Here is a 13,052-nt window from a genome sequence, read left to right on the forward strand (position 1 = left end):
AATTATTGATATCATGAAGAAGATAGTAACTTTTGGAGAGGTACTTTTGCGTCTTACCACTCCCGGCAATCTGCGTTTCTCACAATCCCGTGACTATGTAGCTACCTTTGGTGGCAGTGAAACGAATGTAGCGGTTTCTCTTGCCAACTTTGGGATACCGACCGAATTTGTAACCCGTTTGCCCGATAATGATATAGCCCGTGCCTGTATCAGTGATCTTCGTTCACATGGACTCCGTACGGATGGTATTATTTATGGCGGCGATCGTATGGGAATTTATTTTCTTGAAAACGGGGCTTCTTTTCGTAACTCAAAAGTAGTATATGATCGGTCGGGTTCTTCTTTCTCTACCCTTCGCCCGGGTATGATAGACTGGGAGACTATTTTTGCTGATGCCGGATGGTTTCATTGGTCGGGAGTAGCCGCTGCTTTGTCACAGGACGGTGCCGATACTTGCCTGGAAGCTCTTCAGATGGCAGACCGGATGGGACTAACGATCTCCTGTGACTTGAATTACCGGAAGAACCTGTGGAAATATGGACGTACGGCAGCTGATGTGATGAAACCGCTGGTACAGTATAGTGATGTGATATTTGGTGCGGAACCTGAATATAAAGAGATATTAGGTATTGCTCCCGTAGGTTTTAAGGCTGTAAACACAGATTATCGACTCAATCTTGAAGGTTTTGAAGAGGTCGGAAAGCAAGTAGCAAAACTGGTTCCCCGTTGCAGGAAGATGTTTCTTGAGCTACGCAATTCTTTATCTGCCAATCACAACCTGCTTGCCGCTGTGCTTTATTCCGATGGATCGTTAAAGCATACGGGGATTTATGATATTACTCACGAAGTAGATCGTGTAGGTACGGGAGATGCTTTTGTTGGCGGACTCATCTATGGTCTGCTCACTTATCCCGATGACGATCAGAAAGCATTGGATTTTGCGTTGGCAGCTTCCTGTCTGAAAAATACTTTCTATGGAGACTTCAACTTGGCAACAGTTGCCGAAGTAGAAGCACTGATGAATGGTGACTCTTCCGGCAGGGTACAGCGTTAACTTCGGAGTAGATGGCGCCTTTGCCACCAGTAACGGATAAAGAGTGCTCCGGTTGCGATCAGAGCCAATGACAATCCGGTATAAAATACGGATATGAAACTGGTGGGTAACAGGTGCAGACTTCGTATGCTGATGCCTAATGAAATCATGAAAATCATGACAATCCAGCTCTTTACATCGAAAAAAGAGAAGGGACAATTCTTTTCCTGTTTCTTTTGGGTGATGCGTTCGGTATGTTTATAGTATAGTCTTCTGAATATAAGAATGAAGAATAGAAGGAACACTACTGTGGCTTCACCCATTTTGAACAGCCAGTATTGAGAATCATTAAGCCATGTCACGATTCCTATTCGCAGTATATTTGCCCCTGCCACTATCCATACGATACCGGCAGTAATCAGTAAAACTTGTCTGTTGACTCCGTATTTCATACATTAAATTTATAGATTGATGCATTAAACAACAAATAGAACTACCATTTAGGTTCACTTACGTGAGAAAAAAGTGATAAATAATGAACAACTGGTCAACAAAACACCCGTACCTATAACTCCATACCAACCAAATGCCTGCCAAAAAGTACCTGCCAGAAAAGTCCCCATTGAACCGCCAACAAAGTAAGTAGTCATGAAAATAGTATTGATGCGATTGGAAGCATTAGGACAAAGCTCAAAGATACTGGTCTGGTTGCTCAATTGAATGCACTGCATACCAATATCGATAATAATAATACCTGCTACGATGCCCAGATAGGTGTTTTCTCCTGCAAAGAGCAGAAACCATGCAAAAAGTATCAATCCACAACCGATAAAGTTGAATCGGCGGACGCCCACTCTTTTTACGTATTTACCTACCAGTGATGCTGATAATGCTCCGGCTATTCCACAGAGTCCTAACATACCGATAACATTGCTTCCGGCGTGGAAGGGAGCTTGCCCCATTTTGAATGCCAGGCATGACCACATGGCCAGAAAAGAGCCAAATGCCAATGCTGCCCGTATGGAGTAGATTCGTAGCTGTGGGTATTCTTTCAGTAACAGAAACAGTGATTTCATTAATTCACTGTATTTCCCTTTGAATGTGGGTTTTATATCTGGCAGTACTTTAACAACTACAATTCCACATATCAGCATCAGGGCAGCGGCTATGTGGTACATTTCCCTCCACCCGAAGATCTCGCCGATGAACCCACTGATTACCCGGGAAGCGAGAATACCGGTCAGCAAGCCTGAAACAACAAGACCTACGTTTCGCCCTTTATTCTCTGGTCTGGAGAATTGCGAAGCTATCGGGATGAATATCTGTGGTATTACTGAACAAATACCCGTAAAAAGGGAGGCTATTAATATAACATGTATGTTCGGTGCCAGCGCAATAGTCAATAGCGAAACAATCAGTATCGCAAAGTTAATAATGATGATTTTCTTTCGTTGATACAGGTCGCCTAACGGGATGATAAATAAAAGCCCCAGTGCATATCCGATCTGTGTAATCATAGAGATCAGGTTTGTCTTAAACTCTGATACACCCATGTCGTGGCGTATCATGTTCAGTAAAGGCTGGTTGTAGTAAAGATTGGCTACTGATATACCGGCAACAATTGCCAACGTCCAAAGTATGGATGCCGGTAATCCTCCGTTTTCTTTTAAAGTCTGTTTCATGGGCGCAAAGATAGAGAATTGAACCTACTCTACAAAGAAAGTCACCGAAACTGTATTTCCTTCATTGTCTACTGCCGTCATTGTGTGTTTTCCTGACGAGGGGAGTAGGGATATCTTGTGAAAATCCTGTGTCTCGGCCAGGTAGTTATTGTCTAAATGCCAATATACGGTAGCTTTGGGAACGCTATGCACCAGTTCAAAAGTCAGCTGGCTTTTGCTCCCGTCCATTTGTCTGGGTAGAAATATGCGGGCATTCATGGTAGGATAGACAAACTGCATCGGACGGAGAATATCTTCCCCGCATCCGGGCTTGAAGGGAGGCAGAGTTTTGTATTCCGGGTGGCGTTGTTTGTAATACCATTCCCAGACAGGAGGTAGGGTGAACCAATTCTTTTGAATGGCAGCCTCTGTATTGATACAGCTTTCGTAGATACGTTGCGTTCCGTCTGCCGATAGGTTGATTCGGTGGTGATAGGGACATGCTTCGGTTTTGAGTCCGGCAGGAAGTATCAGTATGGTGTCTGTTTCTTCACAGAAGCGTCCTTTCAGATGTCCGGACAGGTGACAAACCTCTGCGTCTACAAATCCTTCAGAAGGTCTGACGAACCAGGGGGACGATGGTAACAGATTAAATACGTCGAACATGACCGGCCCTGCAGTGCGTGCCCCGACAAGTCCCGGTTTACCTTCTCCGGTAGCATTACCCACCCATACACCTACGGCATAGCGAGGGGTGACTCCTACTGCCCATGCATCGCGAAAACCATAGCTGGTTCCCGTTTTCCAGGCGATAGTCTGCATGGAAGGAATAGTACGCCAATCAATCTCTTCCGGTCGGTTTACTTCTTTTATGGCGTCAAAAGTCTGCCATACGGTACAGGGAGAAAAGGATGAGGTTGGGACAACAGACAAGGCATTGTGGGCGGAGTCGGAAAGTAATAAAGAGCAGTCTGTTTTATCTAATCCTTTCAGGCAGCGTGCCATGTCTGTATAGGCACAGGTGATATCCCACAAAGTGCCCTCGGCACCTCCTAAAATAAGGGAAAGCCCATAATGGGAAGCAGGACGGGTGAGAGTACTGATTCCCGTTTGTTTCAGGAAGTTGTAAAATTTAGGGACGCCGTAACGTTGCAACATTGTTACGGTAGGGATGTTGAGTGAACGTGCCAGTGCTTCGGAGGCAGGGACGGCTCCTTCGAACTGCTGGCTGAAATTCTGTGGAGCGAAACCATTGATGTTAATCGGGATATCAGGCAATAAAGTATGTGGGAGTATACTGCCTTCCTGTAACATAGCGTAATAAAGAAAAGGTTTGAGAATGCTTCCCGTACTGCGGGGGGAACGGATGATGTCTACCTGATTGCCGCTGTTTGTTTTATTGAAATGTACATTACCGCAATAAGCTATGGGCTGATTCTTCTGAACATCAATGACCAGTATGGCTATGTTGCGGATATCACTACGGGAGAACTCACCATTCCAACGTTCTATCAGTTCTTCTATCTGCAGCTGTATTCCCCGGTCGATGGTACTTACAGAATAGTTGCCGTTTCTCGTTTGGTAGAAGTAGTCAGTGAGATGCGGAGCAATCTGTGGTAGTGGTTTGGGCTCTTGGGGCAATGGCTCGCTGAGGGCAAGTTCGTAGCTTGAATCATCCAGCACTCCTTTTGTGTGTAACCGTGTGAGGAGGCGGTTACGTTTATCGAGCAATGCCTGCCGGCTTTTGGAAAGATGAATCATGGCAGGAGAATTGGGAAGTACGGCGAGCATAGCTGCTTCTGCCCATGACAGATCGTCTGCCGAATGGCCAAAATAACGCCACGCAGCGGCATCCAATCCTACTACATTTCCTCCAAACGGAGCGTGGGAAACATATAAAGAGAGTATCTTCTCTTTTGAATAACGGAACTCTAACCGGGTAGCCCATATCATTTCGATAAATTTCTCGCTGAAGGTACGAGGATTGTTGCGAGCCAGACGGATGGTCTGCATCGTAATTGTACTACCTCCACTGATAACTCGTCCGGCTTTTAGATTCTGATAAGCTGCTCTTCCTATTGACACTGGGTTAACTCCCCAATGGTGAAAAAAATGGTTATCTTCAAATTCAATGAAGCAGGCTTGTATCTTTGCCGGAGTCGTAGTACGGGGAGGAAAACGCCATTGGCCGTCCGGGGCAATACGTGCCCCGAGAAGCTCATTATTCCGGTCGGTCACAACGGTAGAGTAGGGGACATGGAATAGTTGCCGGGGAAGGCAAAAGATATACCCTATTAACAGGAGGGTAATGATCCCTCCCCCTATCATTTTACCCTTCTTCCTTCTCTTTCCTTCTTCCCTCTCCATTCTCCCTTCTCTTCCCCTCTTTATTCAACTACTACTTTTCCGGCCTGAGTCCTTGTCTGTGCTCCGGAATCGTACATTGCTTCACACTGGATAGCAGGTAATATGAAGGTTCCTGCATAGGTTGCCTGCAATCGTATGGTGAAGGTTTTAGACTGTCCCCGTTTCAGATTGAAATAGGTAAGTACACGGTCATCGCGGATATCCCGATAGGTATAACTGTTGTTCGTATCAGTACTTGTGGCTTGTTCCGGATGGTCTATCATACGTTCATTATATATCTCCCAACCCGATGGTATGATATGTGTCAGTGCCAGGTCGTTGTAGTCGGAAGTTCCACTGATGTTGGCTACCGTAACTACTGCCATAAAGTCTGTACCTTGTTTGATCGGATTAATGGAGATAGCCGTACCGTTCATATCAGTATATCTCACATCCAGACGTAAATTATTTGCTATTGCAGGTAAAGTATCATTCAGTAATTGTGTCCGGGTGATAAGATCTACATTTAATGCTCCTTTTCCATTATTTTTCACTGTAACTTCACCTCCACCAGGAGCAGTGGCAAGTGTTTTCTCAAACACGGCTTTGGCAGATTTTACAGCGGGTTGTTGTTTGCCATGCAGTGTCCACGAAAAGTCAAGTGTGCCTGATAGTTTTTCGGCCAGTCTGCCCATTGCCATTAGAGCAAATGCAGTGGATTGGGTACTGAACCACTCTTCACGGGATAAACTTTGTGATACTCGTTGTGCCTGTGCAAACGCTTCCCGTTCACGTCCCATTAATAGCAACGTTTCCAGTATCATAGATTCATCGCGGTCATAAGATCCGTATACATAGCTTCCTGCAGAAGAGGAATAAGGCTCTACTGTAGTCTTGGCATTAAATACCAACTCATTAGCAGCTTTCATTTTTCCGTTTAAGGCGTATGCTGCCGCCAGTCTCCATTTAGCTTGTAAAGAGAGAGTTTGCTCCATCTCCTTCAGGCGGTTCATGGCCCCGTGTTCCGGTGCTCCTGCCAATGCCAGTGTGTATAGTCTGAACGCTTGTTGCAAATCTGATTGCCAGTAATATCCGGTATCCTGTTGAGGTGTACGCCAGTTTTGTGCAGCCGAACGTTGGAAGCGCTTCCACTTATTGAGTACATTGGCATTTACGGCATATCCTTTTTCCTGTGCCATTACCAGGAACATTCCGGCGTAGGAGGTTATCCATTCGTTGGCAGAAGCACTCCCCGGCCAGTAAATAAATCCTCCGTTGGGTAACTGACGGGCATACAGTTGTTTGATTGCTTCCTGTACATTTGCCTTTGTTTTTTGAGATTCGGTTTCGTCTACTGCTTTGAACTGACTGATAAACAGGAGTGGGAGAGCCTTGGAAGTTAGCTGTTCTGTACAGTAGTGCTGGTAGTTGTACAAGAAGTCGAATCTACGGCTGATATCTACCGATGGGATACGGGATATTTCCAGCTTGACACTGTTTTCCGGTGAACGACTGCCTAGCCTATAAGATAGTTCACAACTTTGCCCGTTTTCTATCCATTTACTTTCACGCAGTGTTACCGCCGGATTAGGGTTACGCACCTCTATCTCAATTGTTTCCGAGACTTTCTTCCCGGCTCCTTCGGCTGTTATGCGAAGGGTTGCTTTACCGGATTTGCTACCAGTCTTTAGTTTGAAGAAAACTAACTGGTCACCCGGTTTTACGAATGAAACCGATTGTTGGGAGGCACCGCTGATTTGTGCACCACCCGATGCTGAAACGGATACTTTTACATTCTTCACTTCTTTCTCCATGGCAAATACATTGACCGGGAGTGATATCTCCTCTTGTGTACTGAGCACGCGGGGTAATGTTGAAAGAATCATGAGTGGGGTACGTACCGGAGTTGTCTTTTCTGCCCGTCCGTATGCTCCGTTTTCTCCTGCCACCACCATGGTACGTACTGAACCTACGTACATTGGAAGCGTGATTCGGTGTGTCTGGCTTTTACCCTTGCCAATGCTGAACGGACCGATAAAACGTACTACCGGTTTGAAACGGTTTGCTTTGGTATCCGCCGGTTTTAATGTTTCATCACCTCCGGTACTGAACAGTGAACTGTAACTACCTGTATAGGCTCCCAACACATCGTCATACATGTCCCATGTACGAATGCCTAATGCTTCTCGTGCATAAAATTCGTTCCACGGATCAGGTGTTTTGAACTTGGTAAGGTCAAGTAATCCATCGTCTACGATAGCCAGTGTATACGTCATTGGTTTACCTGTCTTTTCGCTTACTGTCACATTGAATTCCGTTTCGGGACGAAGTACGTCGGGCATCTGAATTTGGGGTTGGAGTACAGTTTCTTTATTAGTCACAAATACCGGCATTACTCCGTACATACGGATGGGTAAATCATTTACAGTTTGTGCATGTGGTTGCAGCAGGCTGATGTGCAGATAGACATTAGGTGCCATTTCCGGGGTCACTTTGAACTGATATTTGGTGTCTTCTTTACCAGATACATCCAACCATTCACGTTGTAATACCTCTGAACCGTTTTCCAGAGCGATAAGTGCTCTGCCTCCTGCTGAGGCAGGGATAATGGCAGTTACCGTTTCACCTGGTTCGTAAGATTCTTTATCGAGAGAGAAAGCCAACATTTTGACGCCGCTCGGATCAGTCTTACTGGAACGTCCGCGCCATTCGGGCCAGTCTACGTAGACTGTACCTCCGGTAGCATGTCCGCTTTCTGTGTCTTTTACATACACCAGATAACGTCCCCAATCGGGATAGTTGATGCGGAATCTGAAACTGCTCTTTCCGTTTATGGTATTCAGCTTTCCGCTGGCCACAGGGGTATAAGAACTACTGTTGACATAAGTCTCAAACGATTCTCTGGAACTTTCCCACCACCAACTCCAACTGATGCGGTAAATCTTATATTCAAGTCCCGAACGATTTACAGGTTTTCCTTCCGGATTTACGGTGACGATGTCAAATACATGATCCTTATCTGTCTCGATATATTTACCTTTAGGCTGATTGAGGTTGATGCCTACGTACGAATTGAAAGGAGAAAACGGAACACTTGTTGTATTGATACTGGCATCTCCGCCCGGTTCGAATACCCGGGTAGTAATATTGGCTTGTAACATACCCGGTGCATTTCCCGATTCGGGTAGTTTGAGAGTGAACGATGCATTGCCGTTTGCATCCAGCATGCCGCTGAATACGTCCATGCGTGAAGAGGTGAACTCTGTTGCCGGATTATTGAATATATATTGTCCGTAATTCTTGAATTGCGTATTGACTTTGGAGAGTGACATTTCGACTTTTGTTTTCAGTCTTGAAGCCTGGGCACCTGTTAGCCATGCTGACGACAAAGTAGTACGTATCTCTCCATCCGAGGCTTTGAGTATCTCTCCCGGAAGCTGTAGATTGATTTTCAGTCGGTTGGGCTTTACCGTTTCTATTCGTAGTGACTTGTGAAAGGCCGTTCCTCCAACTTTCACGTAAGCATTCCATAATCCGGTAGGATCTTCTGCTCTTGTTGGTACGGCGAAAGTATACAGCCCGTTTACTCCGTTAGTGGAGATTAACTTATTGTAGAATTGTCCCCGCGGATTATAAATTTCCAATGCTACGGGATGTTTATCTGGTATCCGGTTGTTACGGTCTTCAAGCATGAACGAAATGTGTAGTGTATCGCCGGGACGCCATACGCCTCTTTCGCCATATACAAATCCTTTTAATCCTTTCTGTATATCTTTACCGCCTACGTCAAAACGACTGACTGACTGTTCTTCTCCGTCTGCCACCCGTACGTATGCTTTTTGCTTTCCGGCTTCTGCTACAACGATGAAAGGAACACCTTTAGTCTCAATGACAGTGAATCCGTTTTTATCGGTTTCGGCTTTACCCACTGGCTGTAGCTGAAAATTGTAAGCTGTTACTATAGCTTTCTCTACCGGAGTAGTATCTAATATGTTATTTACAGTAATCCACAATTTGTTGACCGAGTTTCGCTTTACAATCATACCAAGATTGGATGCCAGAACATTACATGCAGCTGTTCGGTCTGCTCCCATATAGTAAGATATGTGGCAGGGGTTGTCGCGCTCTTCCCAACGATATTGTCGCCAGTCCATTCCTTCGGAACCGTTGTAATAATAGTAGGTCTGCGGAGTATCCCACACAGCTTCATCTTCTTCTGACAGTTGTTCGGAGGATAGTTTAGTTAACTGGTCCGAACTTTCGGAGAATTGTAATTCTTTGTCATCTTCTCCGCATGGATAGGCCGAATAGGCTTGTTTGAATGAAAGGGTGATCCGGTAGATAGCTCCCGGTTCCTGATTGATCAGTCCGGAGAGGTCAATAGAATAATCTTCCCATTTGCGGATGTCTTTGGACGGGTCTTTATCCAGATGTAGTGTCTTTTTATAGACCAACCGTCCGGACCGTCTCAATTCGTTGGAAGATGAAAGAGTGTTTGTCTGCATAAACATCAGTACATTGCTTTCAAATATACGGATCACATTCAAGTCAACAGCATGCAGGCTGACAGCCCGGAAAGGGATAATCAGATTTTTGGAGTCGGGCAAAATGGCAGCATCTGTACGTAGTTCCACTTGTGGTTTCAGGCTGGGTTGACTGAAGGAGATAGAATGGGAGGTGCCGAGTTTTTTGCCTTTCCTATTTTTTATACCTTCATAGATTCTCAGTGTGAGTTTATTGGAACGATTGGGCTCGAAGTATACGTTTACTTTGTCATTGATTACCTGAAATGTATACGAAGAGAGTTCCGCGATTTCAATGAGTCCCTTTAGGTCCTGTGTGGTAGATACGGGATCGGAGAACGAAATTTGTATCCCGTTCTCTGGTTGCTCTATGCGTTGTGCAGACATGAAGCGGAAGATATTTTTTGCCGGAATAGTCACCTTCTCAACAATCTTCCGGTCTATACCTGCCACTTTTCCGTTCAATGTTATTTTCAGATCGTAATCTTCCTGTGCCCTCGGTATACGGTTGATGTTGAAATTGTATCGCATCGGATTTCCTGTGCCTCCTACAGAAATGGCATAATCTGAAGAACCATTTCCATTAACTGAGATCATTTTCTCTACTTGTACGTTGTCAATCTTGTCGCTGAAACGTATTTCTCCTTTAACAGAAGCGTACTCGGGGGTAGCGGCAGTTATGTCGAGTGGTTCCATTGCCAATGAGAAATCCTTTTCCTGTACCCGGAATGAGAAATTAAATTCTTTCAGACGTTTGTCTACTTTTACAAAGTCTCCCAGTTGAAACGAAGCCTCATACATTGTTCCTGGTTTAAGCGCTCCTTCTTCGGGCAGGAATTCTATTGTATTATTACTTATCCAATATGTTTTTCCTTTCAGTGAAGGCGAAAAGCGGAATGGATTCTCTTTGAGTTCGTTATTTAAATCTACTACGGGCTGATCTTGGGTCAGTTCTATTCGTATGGGTGAGGATTGCGATATTACCCCACCTGTATAGGCATTTACATAAGGTGTAAATTCCGAAGAAGGAACAAGTTCTTTCTGACTGCCTGCACATGAGCTCAGGCTTATGATGATGAACAGAAGAACAGAATACGCGGCTGGAATCATTGTTGTTCGTTTCATGGTAAAGGTATTAAAAGTTTAGTGACCAAAGATAATGAAAATATGCTTTTTACTATATTGATTCATCTAAAAAAATAAAACAGTCTTTGATTGGGGGGGATATCTTTTATCAGGGCAATCGCACCAATTTTAGGTTCAATTGACCATCGCTTGGCGTACCTCCCCGTGCGGGAAGCACTCAAAACTGATAAATAACTGAAGGATTTTTCTTTATTGCGGCAAGAATAAAATAAAATATTGATTTTCAAAAACTATCTTATAATTATTCTTTTCTATAAATTCATTTACCACCTGGCTCTTTTTATTACTTTTAAAAGTACCTGCTTCCACTCCGCAATCAATCAGATAGTTCTCATCCGGTGCTCCGAACTCTTTTCCTATGCTATCAAATTTTTGTCTTAATATAGCTGGAAGTGGACCTTTGTAATTGTTTAATTTCTGTTTTAGTAGCGGTGCACTTAGTAATTCCGGCCAGGAACATCCGATGAAGGGCTTGGTTCGTGTCATATAATTAATGGCGGGTATACTGCCGTAAGCAAACAGGCAGTCATCTTCTTTAATATATGGCTTTATTCCTGCTAACAAGTCATTTATTATCCCGGCTCTTTCATGAGAAGTATAAACATGTTTCGTTCTTTCGTTCCGGATAGAGAACCGCTTCTCGAAAAGTAGTCCTCCGTCAAAGTATACTCCTTCTGTTATCGTTTTGACTCCACATATTAGAATGTATATACCCAAGGTTAGCAATAACATTTTTCTTACCGTTTGTACAGATAAAGCGGGCGGAAGAATTTTGTTTTTTATGGAAAAGTAAAACGAGATGGCCATAGGTAATCCTAACCAATAGATAATACTACCGTTATTGTACATGCCCCCATCACTGCCAAGTGGTATGATCAGGATCATAGAAAGTCCTGCCCATGATAACATCTTGATTGCTTTGTCATTATTCAAAAAAATATTTCCTGCTAACCCTATCAGGCTGAAAGCACAGAGGATAATTACGGCATTTTCTTTATAGAAAAGAATACCCAGTACTGTAAAAGCAATGATTCGGATGGGTAATTGTAACAGAACATTTCTTACATATTTAAGAGATAATAGCAGAACAGCATAAAGTAAAAGTATTTTCGCTCCGAACTTGAAAATCAGGTAGTAGATTCTTACCTGAGCGAATATCATATTGGTCAGGGTATGGGAACTTGTTCCGCTATCGTCTCCTGCAGCAGAGGTCAGTTCGTGCAAATTATGAATGAAATATTCATAATGCCCTAAAATTTTCATTAGTAAAATAACACCTATAATTCCTGTGATGAACGAAAGTGTAAAGATCAGGCATCTGCCGGCACAACGACGAGCGCTCTCTTTATAATAAAGTTTATGTAGAATTATAAGTAGAATAATGCCATAATCGAGTACATTCGGAATACGGGTAAAAGTGTTTAATGCAACTATAATTCCACTGATAATGAACCATAGATTATTATTGCTTCTTAACCCTTTGAATAAATAAAACACAGCAAGTACATATAGAAGGCATGTCATCAGATCATTGTAGAAAGCCATAGGTAGACCTACATAAGAAATAATAACCAGTAAAACTCCAATGATTATAGCCAATACATGGATATGTCTGCGGAGCAGTCTATATACCAGATAAACGGTAATCATATTGTTTACTACTCCCAACAAACGTATATCGAATATTCCTGCATCGGGAAATAAAGTAATGAAAGTACCTCCCACAACTCCGCTTAGATAATACATAAAGTTGTATTCCACACTTTCGGGGGCTTTGAAAATATGATCGTAGAAAGTCATATAGAATCCTGAATCGCATAATTCGAACCCCAAAAAGACAGATATCAATTGATAGGCGATAAGAAAAAGACAAGTAATTCCGAAAGCTTTTCCCGGATTGTTCTCAATAAGATGATATAGTTGAGAAAGTGTTTTCATTAGAGAGAAGTTTATTGTATATCTTGTATATCCCTGATAAATGAGAAATCAGATTAAATATTATACTTCTTTAATAAGAATTATATGCAAATATAGTCATTGTTGTTAACATAGCAACACTATGGAGGGTAGATTATCATTGTATTGTTAATGTGGCTATGTATTGTTAGGAAAGAGAAATAACGAGCATGATATACGTGAACTAAAGTTTGAAAAATCTTTTAAACACAATCAGAAAGGTGAACGTATCATTATACCTTATATTTTTTTATTTTGAGAATATCCTTATTTATTTTTAGTTCCTTTGGTAAGAAATGCTTCTTTGAATGCTGATTATAAAACTAGCTTTAATAACCTTCACATAAAAAAGTATTTGTTGTTTTTGTTTTTTTATGCAGTCTACAT

At 43.0% G+C, this 13,052-nt stretch carries 6 protein-coding genes; 1 reads left to right on the forward strand and 5 read right to left on the reverse strand.

What is annotated here, in order from left to right; translation table 11 throughout:
• The first annotated feature begins 13 nt into the window (after nt 1–13).
• Complete coding sequence (locus K8P02_RS04080; protein ID WP_044158061.1) at nt 14–1,054, forward strand: sugar kinase; 1,041 nt, start codon at nt 14–16, stop codon at nt 1,052–1,054.
• On the opposite strand, the gene K8P02_RS04085 is transcribed toward K8P02_RS04080, so the two are convergent.
• From K8P02_RS04085 to K8P02_RS04105, 5 genes are all read right to left on the reverse strand, one after another.
• Nucleotides 1,051–1,485, reverse strand: coding sequence for a hypothetical protein (locus tag K8P02_RS04085; RefSeq protein ID WP_002561857.1), 435 nt, complete (start codon nt 1,483–1,485; stop codon nt 1,051–1,053). The genes K8P02_RS04080 and K8P02_RS04085 overlap by 4 nt on opposite strands.
• Before the next feature lie 54 nt (nt 1,486–1,539).
• On the reverse strand, nt 1,540–2,715 hold the full coding sequence (locus K8P02_RS04090; RefSeq protein ID WP_002561856.1) for an MFS transporter: 1,176 nt from the start codon (nt 2,713–2,715) through the stop codon (nt 1,540–1,542).
• Between the two features lie 24 nt (nt 2,716–2,739).
• Entirely contained in the window at nt 2,740–5,022 is a 2,283-nt protein-coding gene (gene pbpC, locus K8P02_RS04095) for a penicillin-binding protein 1C (RefSeq protein ID WP_223382383.1), read from the reverse strand.
• 59 nt (nt 5,023–5,081) lie between these two features.
• Nucleotides 5,082–10,688: an alpha-2-macroglobulin family protein gene (locus K8P02_RS04100; protein WP_025866880.1), complete on the reverse strand. Its 5,607-nt coding sequence runs from the start codon at nt 10,686–10,688 to the stop codon at nt 5,082–5,084.
• A gap of 210 nt (nt 10,689–10,898) precedes the next feature.
• The gene (locus tag K8P02_RS04105) at nt 10,899–12,647 is read right to left on the reverse strand and encodes a glycosyltransferase family 39 protein (protein ID WP_025866879.1); all 1,749 of its coding nucleotides are present in this window, start codon (nt 12,645–12,647) and stop codon (nt 10,899–10,901) included.
• Nucleotides 12,648–13,052 lie beyond the last annotated feature (405 nt).

Origin of the sequence: Bacteroides nordii, from assembly GCF_019930665.1 — a bacterium.
GTDB lineage: Bacteria > Bacteroidota > Bacteroidia > Bacteroidales > Bacteroidaceae > Bacteroides > Bacteroides nordii.

What these genes read in the sequence shown, in the direction of transcription:
- K8P02_RS04080 (WP_044158061.1), top strand. Translation starts at nt 14, where the DNA reads ATGAAGAAGATAGTAACTTTTGGAGAGGTACTTTTGCGTCTTACCACT.
- K8P02_RS04085 (WP_002561857.1), bottom strand. Translation starts at nt 1,485, where the DNA reads ATGAAATACGGAGTCAACAGACAAGTTTTACTGATTACTGCCGGTATC.
- K8P02_RS04090 (WP_002561856.1), bottom strand. Translation starts at nt 2,715, where the DNA reads ATGAAACAGACTTTAAAAGAAAACGGAGGATTACCGGCATCCATACTT.
- pbpC (WP_223382383.1), bottom strand. Translation starts at nt 5,022, where the DNA reads ATGATAGGGGGAGGGATCATTACCCTCCTGTTAATAGGGTATATCTTT.
- K8P02_RS04100 (WP_025866880.1), bottom strand. Translation starts at nt 10,688, where the DNA reads ATGAAACGAACAACAATGATTCCAGCCGCGTATTCTGTTCTTCTGTTC.
- K8P02_RS04105 (WP_025866879.1), bottom strand. Translation starts at nt 12,647, where the DNA reads ATGAAAACACTTTCTCAACTATATCATCTTATTGAGAACAATCCGGGA.